General features: G+C 62.1%; 10 protein-coding genes and 1 pseudogene. 3 read left to right on the plus strand and 8 right to left on the minus strand.

Features of this window, described 5'->3' with window-relative positions:
• Positions 1 to 5: 5 nt before the first annotated feature.
• Together pfkB and ptsP are read right to left on the minus strand one after the other, a co-directional pair.
• Positions 6 to 947 (minus strand): 1-phosphofructokinase, encoded by a 942-nt coding sequence (gene pfkB, locus U862_RS0110920; RefSeq protein WP_025110439.1) that lies wholly within the window; start codon positions 945 to 947, stop codon positions 6 to 8.
• Complete coding sequence (ptsP, locus tag U862_RS0110925) at positions 947 to 3,808, minus strand: phosphoenolpyruvate--protein phosphotransferase (RefSeq protein WP_025110440.1); 2,862 nt, start codon at positions 3,806 to 3,808, stop codon at positions 947 to 949. Before ptsP ends, pfkB begins: the two co-directional genes overlap by 1 nt.
• A gap of 306 nt (positions 3,809 to 4,114) precedes the next feature.
• Here ptsP and cra point away from each other — a divergent pair, with 306 nt between their 5' ends.
• Positions 4,115 to 5,110: a catabolite repressor/activator gene (cra, locus tag U862_RS0110930; RefSeq protein WP_025110441.1), complete on the plus strand. Its 996-nt coding sequence runs from the start codon at positions 4,115 to 4,117 to the stop codon at positions 5,108 to 5,110.
• A gap of 3 nt (positions 5,111 to 5,113) precedes the next feature.
• Positions 5,114 to 5,890 (plus strand): TatD family hydrolase, encoded by a 777-nt coding sequence (locus U862_RS0110935; protein ID WP_025110442.1) that lies wholly within the window; start codon positions 5,114 to 5,116, stop codon positions 5,888 to 5,890.
• On the opposite strand, the gene U862_RS0110940 is transcribed toward U862_RS0110935, so the two are convergent.
• The 6 genes and pseudogenes from U862_RS0110940 to U862_RS0110960 all read right to left on the minus strand — a co-directional run bounded on the left by U862_RS0110940 (position 5,891) and on the right by U862_RS0110960 (position 12,392).
• The gene (locus U862_RS0110940) at positions 5,891 to 6,280 is read right to left on the minus strand and encodes a hypothetical protein (protein WP_025110443.1); all 390 of its coding nucleotides are present in this window, start codon (positions 6,278 to 6,280) and stop codon (positions 5,891 to 5,893) included.
• 237 nt (positions 6,281 to 6,517) lie between these two features.
• On the minus strand, positions 6,518 to 7,447 hold the full coding sequence (locus U862_RS31460) for a methyl-accepting chemotaxis protein (RefSeq protein WP_371262572.1): 930 nt from the start codon (positions 7,445 to 7,447) through the stop codon (positions 6,518 to 6,520).
• A pseudogene (locus tag U862_RS31465) lies at positions 7,424 to 8,515 on the minus strand (methyl-accepting chemotaxis protein); the annotation flags it as partial. The pseudogene U862_RS31465 and the gene U862_RS31460, both read right to left, overlap by 24 nt.
• A 229-nt stretch (positions 8,516 to 8,744) precedes the next feature.
• Positions 8,745 to 9,584 carry a regulatory signaling modulator protein AmpE gene (gene ampE / locus U862_RS0110950; protein ID WP_025110445.1) on the minus strand — a complete coding sequence of 280 codons (840 nt, stop codon included), beginning with the start codon at positions 9,582 to 9,584 and terminating at the stop codon, positions 8,745 to 8,747.
• The gene (ampD, locus tag U862_RS0110955; RefSeq protein WP_025110446.1) at positions 9,581 to 10,141 is read right to left on the minus strand and encodes a 1,6-anhydro-N-acetylmuramyl-L-alanine amidase AmpD; all 561 of its coding nucleotides are present in this window, start codon (positions 10,139 to 10,141) and stop codon (positions 9,581 to 9,583) included. Before ampD ends, ampE begins: the two co-directional genes overlap by 4 nt.
• Positions 10,142 to 10,205: 64 nt before the next feature.
• On the minus strand, positions 10,206 to 12,392 hold the full coding sequence (locus tag U862_RS0110960; protein ID WP_025110447.1) for a DUF1631 domain-containing protein: 2,187 nt from the start codon (positions 12,390 to 12,392) through the stop codon (positions 10,206 to 10,208).
• 387 nt (positions 12,393 to 12,779) lie between these two features.
• Between U862_RS0110960 and nadC the strand changes: the two genes are divergently transcribed.
• Positions 12,780 to 13,628: a carboxylating nicotinate-nucleotide diphosphorylase gene (nadC, locus tag U862_RS0110965; RefSeq protein ID WP_025110448.1), complete on the plus strand. Its 849-nt coding sequence runs from the start codon at positions 12,780 to 12,782 to the stop codon at positions 13,626 to 13,628.
• Positions 13,629 to 13,632: the final 4 nt, after the last annotated feature.

Here is a 13,632-nt window from a genome sequence, read left to right on the forward strand (position 1 = left end):
CCCTCTTATTGTTCTGTCAGGGGACGCACGCGTACGCCCTGTTCGAGCTGCGCCAGTTGCGCCGCATCGTTGATGCCGAAACCGATTTGCGTCACCGCCATCGCGGCAATCGCCGTGGCGCTGCGCAAGGTTTGCTCGGGCGTGTCGGCACTGAGCAAACCGTGGAGCATGCCGGCCAGCAATGAGTCACCGGCACCCACCGTACTGGCGACCGCGACCTTGGGCGGCGTGGCATGCAGCGCCGAACCGACGCTGAACCAGTTCACACCGTCAGCGCCGTGGGAAATCACCACATGCTCGATACCCTTGGCATGCAGGCACGCCGCTGCCTGCGCTTCGGCGGCGTGCGAAACCACATCGCAATCGAGTGCATCGGCGAGTTCTTCGGTGTTCGGCTTGATCAGCCACGGGCGCGCTTCAATGGCTGCGCGCAAGGCTTCACCGCTGCTGTCGAGGGCGACTTTCATGCCGAGCCCGTTCAGCCGCTCGATCAGTTCACGCAACCACTGCGCCGTGACGCCACGCGGCAAACTGCCGGCGACCACCACCGCGTCATGCCCCGGTGCAATCTGCACCAGACGCTCAAGCAACGCCTGCTGCGCCGCCGCGTCGACCACCGGCCCCGGGCCGTTGATGTCAGTGATGCGGCCGTCGCGCTCGGCGACTTTGATGTTGCTGCGCGTCTCCCCCGGCACACGGATGAACGCGTCGACAAAGCCGCGCCGGGCGAACAGGGTTTCGAACGCCTGCAGATTGTCTTCGCCGAGAAAGCCGCTGACCGTCAGTTGATGCCCGAGGTCAGCCAACACCTGCGCAACGTTCACGCCCTTGCCGGCGGCATGGGTGTGCATCTCGTCGCTGCGGTTGACCTGACCGGCCTCCAGACGTGACAGCTCGACCGTGAGGTCCAGCGCCGGGTTGAGGGTCAGGGTGAGAATCTTGGCCATTACAGGGCCTCCACTAATGCACGCACTTCGTTCGCGCTGCCCACGGTGAGGGCTTGTTGAGCAAGGGTTTGCGCCTGGGTCAGGCTGAGTTCGCGGATGCGTGCCTTGACCTCGGCGATGCTGCGACCGGACACGCTCAGCTCATCGACGCCGAGGCCGACCAGCACCGGCACTGCCAGCGGGTCCGCCGCCAGTTCGCCGCACACGCCAACCCATTTGCCATGGGCATGCGCGGCGCGCACGGTGATGTCGATCAGTTGCAGCACCGCCGGGTGCAGGCCATCGGCCTGGGCCGAGAGCGTCGGGTGACCCCGGTCGATGGCCAGGGTGTATTGGGTCAGGTCGTTGGTGCCGACGCTGAAGAAGTCGACTTCCTTGGCCAGTACCGGCGCCAGCAACGCGGCGGAAGGCACTTCGATCATGATCCCCAGTTGCAGGTCAGTGACCGGAATTTCCACACGCAGACGCTCAGTCATGTCGCGGGCCTGACGCCACTCTTCAACGCTGCCGACCATGGGGAACATGATGCGCAATGGACGGTTGTCCGCCGAACGCAGCAAGGCGCGCAGTTGCGCCTCCATGATCTGCGGACGCTGCAACGTGAGACGAATGCCGCGCACACCGAGGAACGGGTTTTCTTCCTTGGCGATCGGCCAATACGGCAGCGGCTTGTCGCCGCCGACATCCAGCGTACGCACCACCAGCGGACGCCCGGCGAGGCCGTCAAGGACGCGGCGGTATTCGGCTTCCTGAGTCGCTTCGTCCGGCGCCTGCGGGTGCGCCATGAAAATCAGCTCGGTGCGCAGCAGACCAATGCCTTCGGCGCCCTGCTCCACCGCCGCGGTGACACCGGCGCTTTCACCGATGTTGGCGAACACCTCAACGGCGTGACCGTCAGTGGTGTGCGCCGGTTGATGACGTTGTTCGGCGGCAGCCTTGAGGCGTTGCTCGCGGGTGTCGCGCTCTTCAGCAGCGCGTTGCAGGGTCGCGGCATCGGCGTCGACGTGCAGGCGACCGCGCTGGCCGTCGAGCAGCAACGGCGTGCCCGACTTCAGCAGCAGCACCGCCGCGCCGGCGCCCACCAGCGCCGGAATCCCGAGGGCACGCGCGACGATTGCACTGTGCGCCGTGGCGCCACCACGAGCGGTAAGAATCCCCGCCACACGCGCCGGATCGAGCCGTGCAACGTCCGATGGCCCGACTTCGTCCATCACCAGAATGTACGGTTGCTCCGGTTCGCTCGGCGTCTGCACACCGCAGAGTTGCGCCAGTACCCGGCGACCGATGTCCCGCAGGTCCGCCGCCCGCTCGGCGAGCAACGCGTCCTGCAGCGATTCCTGTTGTCTGGCCGCTGCCTCGATCACCGCCATCCACGCGGCTTCGGCGCTCTCGCCCTGCTTGAGGCGAGTGTCGACTTCGTCGGTCAATTCCGGGTCTTCGAGCATTTCCTGATGGGTGATAAAGATCTCGCGAATTGCCTTGGCTTTGCTGCGTTCGACCAGGCCCTGAATGTCACGGCGCACGTCGTTCAGTGCTTGCTTGAGGCGCTCGCGCTCAATAGCGGCGGACTCACCGCGCAACGGGTAATCGATGGCTTGCTGCACTTGAATATGCGCCGGGCCGATAGCGATGCCCGGCGCGGCAGGAATCGCCTGCAACTGCGCGCCGGACGCCGGGGCGACCAGCACTTCGGCGATATCGGCGATGACTTCGCGCGGCTGGCTCACCGCTGGCAACGGCTCGACTTCTTCACCGAGGCCTTCTTCGATAGCGGCCAGCAGGGCCGGCAAGGCGTCGGCGGCGATGCTCGGTTCGGCGATCAATTCCAGCACCTGACCACGACGGGCACCGAGGCTGAGCAGCTTGCTCAGGCTCTTCACCGAAACGGCGCTGTCCTGGCCGTCGACGATGCGCAGGCGAATTTCGCCGTCAAAACTCTTCGCCAGTTGCGCGAGAATCTTTGCCGGGCGCGCATGCAAACCGTGGGCGTTGGCCAAGGCGATGCGTGCGCTCGGCCAGTCGGCCGGCAGTTCACCGCCGAGCACTTCGAGGACTTTGCGGCTGCTGGTGGCGCGGCCCAATTCATGGCCGCGACCTTCAATCAGCAACGCGCACAGACGTTCGAGCAGCGCCTGATGCGCTTCACCGAGACTGGCCAGGCAGAACAGACCGCTGAGCGGCTGGCCGAGGTAGCGCATCGGTTTGTCCGGGGTGACGAACGCCAGGCCTGGACGCTTCACGGTCTGCTCGCTGTGCAGCCACCACAGGCCATCGCCCAACGGCAACGCTTCGACTTGCTGCAACACAGCGGCAAAGCCGTTGCTCACACAATCGGCCTGACGCAACAGACGCGCGCCACGCCAGACCAGCTCTTCGAAATCGTCAGCCGACACACCGAGGCCAATCATCTGCGCATCGAGCGCCAACTCCTGCGGTGCGCCTTGCAGCAGTTTCAGCAGTGCCTCAGGGGAGCTGGCGCGACGCAGGGCCTGGCCCAGATCGGTCTCGCCGAGGGCGCGGGTCAGCAGTTGCAGCAGGCGCAGATGCTCGTCGGATTTGGCCGCGATGCCGATCGCCAGATAAACGATCTGCCCATCGCCCCAATCCACGCCCTCGGGAAACTGCATCAGGCGCACGCCGGTGGCGAATACCTGATCACGGGTTTCCGGAGTGCCGTGGGGGATGGCAATACCTTGACCGAGAAAGGTCGAGCCCTGGGCTTCCCGGGCCTGCAAGCCGGCGAGGTAGCCATCGGCAACCAGACCATCGGCCACCAGATGATTGGCGAGCAATTGCAGGGCGGCGGGTTTATCCACAGCCGACTGGCCCATGGATATCTGCTCTATAGTGAGCTCGAGCATGCGATCTCCTTTTTGGCGCCTGATGACGCCAGGTATTGTTTTGAATTGTTTGCAGCTTAGGCGCTGTGGGCCATCCTTTTCAGGGGCAGTTTTGGCGGTTTCACGGCAGAACCGGCCAAAGGCGTCTAAAACGTAGAAAATACGCTTGCTGAAACGTTTAATCTAGATTGATCGGCACGTTACTCGATAATGTCTCATCCTTGAAGTCCAACTTGTCGGATGCGCTGCGACAATAGTCGTCTGCCCTAATCGGGTAGGATTGGCGAAAATGTCGGGGCTAGCTCGAAAAAACAAGGAAATACCGGGTTGAAACTCAGTGATATCGCGCGGTTGGCCGGAGTGTCCGTGACCACCGCCAGCTACGTCATCAACGGCAAGGCCGAACAGCAGCGCATCAGCAACGCCACGGTCGAGCGGGTGCGTGCGGTCGTCGAACAACACGGCTTCACACCCAACCCGCAAGCGGCCGGGCTGCGAAGTCGGCACACGCGCACGTTGGGCTTTATTCTGCCGGATCTGGAAAACCCCAGTTACGCGCGAATCGCCAAACTGCTGGAGCAAGGCGCACGTGCGCGCGGCTATCAGTTGCTGATCGCCAGCTCCGATGATGCCCCGGACAGCGAACGCCAGTTGCTGCAACTGTTCCGCGCCCGCCGTTGCGATGCGCTGATCGTTGCCAGTTGCCTGCCGGCCGGTGATGACAGCTACCGCCAGTTGCAGGCCAAGGGCTTGCCGATCATCGCCATCGACCGGGTCATGGAGCCTGAGCATTTCTGCTCGGTGATCAGCGATGACCGCGAAGCCAGCCTGCACCTGACCCAGAGCCTGCTCGACCCGCAGCCCAAGCAGATCGTGCTGCTGGGCGCGCGCCCGGAACTGAGCATCAGCCAGGAACGTGCAGCCGGGTTCAAACAGGCCCTCGTCGACTTCAAAGGCGAAGTGCTGGTCGAACACGCCGAGTCCTTCAGCCGTGAATGCGGCAAGCAGTTGATGGAAGAACTCCTGCAGCGTCTGGGGCATTTGCCGGACGCGCTGGTGACCACCTCCTACGTGTTGCTGCAGGGTGTGTTCGATGCGCTGCATGATTTCCCGCTCAAATCCCGGCCGCTGCGTCTCGGCACCTTCGGTGACACGCAGTTGCTGGACTTCCTGCCGTTGCCGGTCAACGCCATGGCCCAGCAGCACCAGTTGATCGCCGACAAGGCGCTGGAACTGGCGCTGGCCGCCGTCGAGCAATCCGAATACAAGCCTGGCGTGCAGGCCATCGCCCGTACGTTCAAGCAGCGCATTCACCGGGACTGAGCCGTGGAGCTGATCGACAGCCACACCCACCTCGACTTCCCCGACTTCGATGCCGATCGCTCGGCGTTGCTCGTCGAAAGCCGCGCCCTGGGGGTGCGGCGGATGGTGGTGCTGGGGGTCTATGAGGGCAACTGGCAACGGGTGTGGGATCTGGTGCAGAGCGATGCCGAGTTGTACGCGGCGTTCGGTCTGCACCCGGTGTACCTCGATCAGCATCGTGCGCAGGATCTGACCACGCTGGGCGACTGGCTGACCCGCCTGCGCGGCCATCGGCAGTTGTGTGCGGTGGGCGAGATCGGCCTGGATTACTTCATCGAAACCCTCGACCGCGAGCGCCAGCAGGCGCTGTTCGACGCGCAGCTGCAACTGGCGGCGGATTTCGATCTGCCGGCGCTGATCCACGTACGCCGCAGCCACGCCGCGGTGATCGCCACACTCAAGCGCTACAAACTCAAACGCGCCGGCATCATCCACGCCTTCGCCGGCAGCCGTGAAGAGGCACGGGAATACATCAGACTCGGTTTCAAACTGGGGTTGGGCGGTGCGCCGACCTGGCCACAAGCGCTGCGCATGCATCGGGTATTAGTGGATCTGCCGCTGGATTCGATCGTGCTGGAAACCGACTCGCCGGACATGGCTCCGGCGATGTTCCCTGGCCAGCGCAACAGCCCCGCTCACTTGCCGGCGATCTGCGCGGCACTGGCCGAGTTGATGAATATCAGTGCAGAGCAACTGGCGGCGGCCAGCACGGCCAACTGCGGCGAAGTGTTCGGCTGGTAATCAGTCGGCGTGGGCCTTGGCGGTGTCGAGGACCAAGGTCATGTGCTGGCGATGGTGAACAAAACGCAGCAGCGCGAAGTACACGAAAAGCACGATCAGCGAGGCATTCAGCTGTTCAGTCACGCTGAGCAATCCGATCCACTCCATGACCAGCGCCACCAGTAACGCGGTGCACACCGTTACCGACGCACTGAAGCGCAACAGTCCCAGCGAATCGAGGGACTTGAAGCGCTTGATCTGTTTCGGGCAGCGCAGCTCCAGGCTTTTCTGGCAGTGCGCGCAGGTGAACGGTTCATTGATTGCAATGGCATTGAGTTGCCACGGTTTGAGCAGTTGCGTGGTCTGGCAATGAGCACAACGGCCCTGGACTCCCAGGGTTGCAACGGACATGAGCGGCCTCCTCGACGCAATCATCGGAACTGGGATACTGGCTCATTAATGACGGAACGCCAGCCGCCGAAAGAAAACAGGATTTGGCTTACAAGCGTAAGTATCAAAGCATTACAAAATGTTCTGACATTACCGCCCTTGCAGGCGTGAGCCTGCTCGCAATAGCGGTGTATCGGCCGACAACGGTGCTTGCGACAGATCGCATTCGCGAGCAGGCTCGCTCCCACAGGAGGCAACTCAGACGCGGAAGGCGCTGATCAGTTGCTTGAGCTCCACCACCTGCGCCGACAGCGCCCGGCTGGCGTCCTCAGTCTGATGCGCGCCATGGGCCGTACGCTCGCCGGCGCGGTTGATCTCGACGATGTTCTGGTCGATATCGTGCGCCACGGCGGTTTGTTGCTCAACGGCCGCGGCGATCTGTTGGTTCTGATCGACGATCATGCCCACCGCACCCAGGATATTTTCCAGCGCCTGCTGGACCTTTTCCGACTGCCCGACCGTGCCGTTGGCCATCTGATGGCTGACGCCCATGGCCTTCACCGCTGCACCGACGCCACCGTGCAGCTTGGCGATCATCAGTTCGATTTCTTCAGTTGATTGCTGGGTGCGCTTGGCCAGGGTACGCACCTCGTCCGCCACCACAGCGAACCCCCGGCCCTGCTCACCGGCGCGGGCCGCTTCGATGGCCGCATTGAGCGCCAGCAGGTTGGTTTGCTCGGCGATGCTCTTGATCACTTCCAATACACGGCTGATCGACTGGCTGTCACTGGCTAACTGGTTGATCACCAGCACTGACTGATCGATCTCGCTGGCGAGCGCGGCAATGCTGCCCTGCTGCGATTCCACCAGTGTGCGGCCACTGATGGTTTCGTCATTGACGCTGTGCGCGCTGCTCACCGCTGCCGCCGCGCTGCGCGCCACTTCCAGCGAGGTCGCCGACATCTGGTTCATCGCGGTGGCCACTTGCTCGATCTGCGTGCGCTGTCCGGCCACGGCCTGATTGCTTTGCGCGGAGACGTTCTCCACCTGCCCGGCCTGACGCTCGACTTCACCCACGGTGTGGCCGACCCGCTCGATCAGATCGTGGATCTTTCTCACGGTGCCGTTGAACACCTCGCCCAACTCGCCCAGTTCATCACGACTGTGGGCGACGAAATTGACCGTCATGTCACCGGCCGCGACCTTGTCCATCATGGCGCCCAGACGCTTGAGCGTGGTGCGGGTCGACGCGTAGAAACCACCGTAGAGATAGAAAATCAGCACGAATACCACCGACAACGCCACGGCCTGCAGGACCATGTGCGTGCGGTTCTGCGCCAGGCGCTGCTGCAGTTGAGTATCGAGAAACTTCAGGGTCGCGTCATTGAGCTGATAAGTCTCGGCCATCAGCCCGGTGACCTGGTCGTAGAACGCTTGCCATGGAGTATCGAGGGTTTCAGCCACCACGACTTTCTCTTCAAACAGTTCACTGGCCTGTTTGAGCGAAGCCTTGCTGCTGTCGGCCTGCGCACTGAGGCCTGCGCGCGCAGCTTTGCTGGAATCGAGGGCATCCTGCAGTTTCAGCGCGTATTCGGCCTGGAGCTTTTCGATCTGTGCAAGCAACTCGTCAAACCGGGTGCTCGACGAACTGTTGAGAAAGCCCTGGCCCAACGAATAGGAACCGATGGCCCGGCCTTCACCGAGAGTCTGGGTCACGGCGGGGGTAATGGTGGTGACCAGCTCGCTGAGCTGACGGATGTCGCCCTGATTGTCACGGCTCAGACCGGCTTGACTGGCGATGATCTGGCTGAAGATCTGCGCGTTGCCGAGCAGCTTGCCGATCATAGCGCTTTTGCTTTGCAGGGAGTTTTCCGCCTGCTGGGCCTTGAACGCGCTGATCATTTCATCGCGTTTGCCGTCAAAAACCTTGCTCTGCTCGGGATCCTCGGTCGTCGCCTTCAGGCTTTGCAAACGTGAAAGGATGGTTTGTTCCAGGCTGTTGATCTGCGACTCGAGATCATCGGCCTTGCCGGACTGGCCGAGGATGACGTTGATCTGCACCCGGTTATTGAGGGTTTCCAGATCCCGGCGCAGCGTCAGGCTGCTGCCCAGCAGGTCGAGGCTCTGCAACTCGACCCGGGTGCCCTGGAATTCGCGATAGGAATCGCGCACCAGATAGAAATTGGTCACCAGCATTGGCACCAGGAACAGCACGCTGATCAGGCTGAACTTCATGCCGAAGCTCAGACGGTTCATCAGCGAGACGGCGGGATAGAGCAAGCTCTTCACTGGAAGTCTCCCTTGGCTTTTCTTGTTTTTATTGGCAGGCGCGGGACGACAGCAGATAGCCACTATCGGGCGCTGTCTCTGTATAGCTCAAATCGAGGGGAGGTTTTGTAACTTAAGGTTAACGGCTACGCGGCGCGGGCCATACACCTGCGCAGAGGGGGCAAGCCCCTCTGCACAATGCACTTCATTGAAGGAATCAGTGAACCAGCACTGTCCACAAGGCAAATCCGGCATACCACAACACTGCCGCGCGCAGCAGCAGTTCCCACAAGCAATCGAGGGTGTTGATGCCTTCAGGCCCGACCACTGGCGGCGGGATCTCACCGGCGGCCAGCCCGACCTTGTTGATCAGTTGCGCAGCACTGATGTTCCAGTTCAGCAGCTCATGCAACATCACCCGGCTGACCGCAACGAAGTTGCCGACCAGAGCCAGACTGGCAGCGAGCAAGCGCACCGGCACCCAGTCGAAGGCGTGGCGCAGCTGCCCCGCTCTTTCCACCAGCGCCTGATTCTGGCCGTGCTCTTGTGCCAGCGCCAGCAAGCGATAAGCCAGCGCCGCCACCGGACCGAGCACGAAATACCAGAAAATCACCGCGAAGAAGCTCTGATAGGCCTCCCACAACAGATGACCCTGGACCCGATCCAGCAACTGCTCGCCGCTGTCGGCGCAGATATCCAGATCACGCTTGGCCACATGCGCGGCGGCTTGCAGGTCTTCGCGGCGCCAGGCATCACGAAACGGCCCAAGCCCACCCAGCAGATCACCCCGGCCCAGGGCGTAAATCACCACCAGCACGTGCACCGGCAAGGCCAGCAAACCGTAAGCAACCGGCTCCAGGACCAACAGCAGCAAGGCGAGCAGCGCCACCGGCAGCAACACCAGAATGGTCAGCACCAGCCATGGCCGCTTGGCCAAACGCTCGCTGGTTTCGAGTTTGTGCAGTTCGCGGATCCATCCGCCATCGCGTTGAACCCGATGGCGCAGGGCCGAGAATTTCTCGATCCAGACCGCCAGCAGTAACACCAGAAAACTCATTGTCCTTCCTCTTGTGCCAGGGCTGCGCGGTAACGCGCCCAGTCGAATGCCGGGCCAGGATCGGTCTTGCGCCCGGGTGCGATGTCGCTGTGCCCGCAGATACGAGCGCCGGTGATAGCCGGAAATGCGCTTTGCAGCTGACGGGTCAGCGTGGTCAACGCCTGATACTGCGCATCGGTAAATGGCAGATCATCGGTGCCTTCGAGCTCAATGCCCACGGAAAAATCGTTACAGGTTTCGCGGCCTTCGAAAATCGACACGCCAGCATGCCACGCCCGTTCAAGACAGGAGACAAACTGGGTGACCTTGCCGTCACGTTCGATCAGAAAATGCGCGGAGACGCGCAAGTCGGCGATCCCTGCAAAGTACGGATGCTCGGTGACATCCAGACGGTTCTGGAAAAATTCCTGCACCTTGCCGGTGGCGAACTGCGCCGGCGGCAGGCTGATGTTGTGGATCACCAACAGGGAAATTTCGCCCGCAGGGCGTTCATTGAAGTTGGGCGATGGGCAGACCTGCACCCCGTGACACCACCCGCTAGCGGGATCCAACTGCATACCGATTCCTTCAACGCCGACTGTGTTGACGCCCAGTATGCCGTGATCGGCACCCGGCGCGCGATCACTTGCCGCGATTGAGTCGCCGCAGATTGCCAAGCACCGACTCCAGCGCCCGGTCGAACAGCAAGGTGTCGTCCAGCGCCCGCACCGCGCCGCGGCGGAACTCCAGGGCCAGGTCGACGCGGCTGCGCTCCAGCACTTTCATCCCGGTGCGGTCGACGAATACGTATTTGCCGGTGGTTTCAATGATGGCCGCCAGCTTGCAGCGCAGACTGTGCTCGTCGTCCTCCTGGAACGCTACCCAACTGCCCAGGCGCAATTGCTCAACCTGCCGCAGACCCGCGTCATCATGGGCAAGACCCGTCGGGTTCAGGCTGTTAGAACCTTCGTCAGCGATTCGCAAGATAATACGCTGCGACACCTCAACTACCGCCGGTGCGTTGACCGGATCCTGATCGGCAGCGGGTTCGAGTACCTGCACATGCAGCGCTTCCAGTTCGCTGAAAAATTCGCTGGTGGCAAACGGATCGAACGCCGAACTGCTCAAGCCGTCACGCAGTGACTTGAGCAACCCTGGCACCAGCGCCAGCAAACGCAGGCCGGCGTCCGCCTCGTCATGGCGCTGAACGCTCCAGACCAATTGCTTCAGGGTCTGTACGTCCGCCTGCCATTCAGCGCAGTGGTCGCCATGCTTGAGGCATGTCAGCAGCAACACCTTGCTCCAGGCATCGCGCGCGAACGTCACCACCGCCGGCGGCAGGACTTTACCCAGCAGCACCTGATTCAACGCCTGTTCGACTCGCTGGCGCGCCAGTTCGGTTTTCGCCCGGCCCTCTTCGGCATCACGCAAACGCTGCTCAAGTAATTCACTGCGTCGACGCTCATCGCCGGTGAAGGCCAGGAAGTCGGCGAGCAATTCGGAGAAGATCGCTGGATCGTCGACAAAATCGCTCAGCAAGCGCTGCACCACTTGCTCGATGCGCAGGTACAGGCTGTCGCGCGCCTCACCGTTGCAGTCGCCCCAGCCCATGGCCGCATCGGCAATTTCATTGAGCAGGCGTCGCGCCGGATGGCTGCTGCGGCTGAAAAAGCTCTTGTCGAGCACCGCCACCTTGAGCATTGGAATCTGCAGACGGGCGATCAGCGCCTTGAGCGAATCAGGCAGGTTGCGGTCCTCGAGGATGCAATCGAAGACCATCGCAATCAGATTGATCACGTCCTCGTCGGCGCCGTCGACGATGCGCGACTTGCCGCTCCTGACGCTGACCCGCGTCAGCAACTGCTCAAGCTGGTTGCGCAGATCGAAGTCGTCCTGCGCCGCCAGCGCCGGGACGTATTGCTGCAGGTGCGAGAGCAGGCGCAGCAGGTCGCGGGTGCTGATCGGTTGCGTCGCAACGCTCGGCTCCAGGGTCGGCGCGACGCTGCCACGCACATGCAAGAGCAGCTCCTGCAACGCGGCGAAGACTTCCTGCACACCTTCGTCGGCGGGCGCAGGCTCATCGCTTTCTTCGCTGCTGATACTGGCCGCAGCACGCTCGATAGCCCGCCGCGCCGGAGGCGGCTGCAGCTCGGGCAACACGCCGGTAGCGATCAGCAATTGATTGGCCTCGGCGTACAACTGCTCGGTGTCGGCCAGCACATAGCGCTCGAACAGCTTGAGCAGGATCAGCTTGACCTTGATCTCCACACCCAGGTTACGTCCGGCCTGCAGAAAATACTCGCAGAGCATCATCGGGCCGAGCGGGTTGTGCTGATCGTCGATGTGTTTGCCGAGCAGCGCGTTAAGCCGCGCCGTCAGTTGATCGAGGGCAAAGCGGTCACGCTTGAGCACCCGGCCGACCATGGTCTCGACCGCCACGCTGCGCTCCATGTCGTCGGTACGCGGTGCCGATTCCTCGAACATCAGCGTATCGGGCAGTGCGGGCTGTCCGACGTCGTATTGAATGAGGCCGACAAAGGCTTCGAAGAATTGCTCGAGAAAACCGCGCTCGATGTTTTTACGCTTCAGGCGCAGGTCGCGCATGGCTTCGAAAAAGATGTTCTGTTCGACATCATTGCGCGCCCGGTCGGCCATCTCGAACAGGGTGTCGTCGGCGTTATCGAACAACTCCTGCAAACCATGGCGCAGTTGCTGGGCAGCCTTGTCGCGGACCTGAAGCAGAATCACAGGCAGGCGGGCGAGCGGCGAGTGATTCGCCTGATCGGTAGCGGCCTTGTGCAAAGGCACTACATTCCCGTCTTTGTGCATCCAAGCCTCCTGAAACGGTGATTCTACTGGTCGACACAAATCCCTGTGAGAGCAGGCTTGCTCGCGAAATCGATCTGTCAGCAACACTATTTGTGAATGCCACGCCGCATTCGCGAGCAAGCCCGCCCCCACAGGTCTCAATGTTTCTGGCCATCGTAGACGTCAAACCTATGACGTCAAATGCAAGGCGGATTATCTTGTAAAACCTGCCTTGGGCGCCAGAGGCGTCAGGGTTTCCCCTATGCCTGCAACACCTTCCAGTGACCACAAATAACGCTGCATTGCTCACGAAAAATCGACCAGATGCAGTCACGCACGCGCGTTCTCGCCTTGGGTTGGCTCCTGCCATACCCCTATAATCGGCGCACTTAGTTTGTGGAGCCCGTTATGCCGAATCTACGTCTCGCCGATTTGACCGCCGAAATCGAAGCCAACGTGCGCCGTGCGTTGCTCGAAGACGTCGGCAGCGGCGACATCACCGCGCAACTGATCCCCGCCGAACGTCTGGCCAAAGCCACCATCATCACCCGCGACGACGCCGTCATCTGCGGTACGGCCTGGGTCGACACGGTTTTTCGTCAGCTCGATCCGCGTGTTGCGGTGCATTGGCAGGTGCGTGACGGTGAACGGGTCAAACCCAACCAGCCGCTGTTTCATCTGGAAGGTCCGGCCCGTTCGCTGCTGACCGGCGAGCGCAGTGCGCTGAACTTCCTGCAACTGCTGTCCGGCGTGGCAACGCGTGCGCAGTACCTGGCAGACTTCGTGGCGCAGACTCAGGTCAAGTTGCTGGATACCCGCAAGACCCTGCCGGGCCTGCGTCTGGCGCAGAAATACGCAGTGACCTGCGGCGGTTGCCACAACCACCGCATCGGCCTCTACGACGCGTTCCTGATCAAGGAAAACCACATTGCCGCCAGCGGTGGCATCGCGCAAGCCATCGCCGCCGCGCACAAGATCGCGCCGGGCAAACCGGTGGAAGTCGAAGTGGAAAGCCTGCAAGAGCTGAAGGAAGCGCTGGCTGCCGGTGCCGACATCATCATGCTCGATGAATTGAGCCTGGACGACATGCGCGAAGCCGTACGCCTGAACGGCGGCAAGGCCAAACTGGAGGCCAGCGGCGGGATCAACGAAAGCACGCTGTTGCCGATCGCCGAAACCGGGGTGGATTACATCTCGATTGGCGCGATGACCAAGGATGTGAAGGCGGTGGACCTGTCGATGCGCCTGAGCCTCTGAGGCC

The organism is Pseudomonas sp. H1h, assembly GCF_000633255.1.
Classification (GTDB): Bacteria; Pseudomonadota; Gammaproteobacteria; order Pseudomonadales; family Pseudomonadaceae; genus Aquipseudomonas.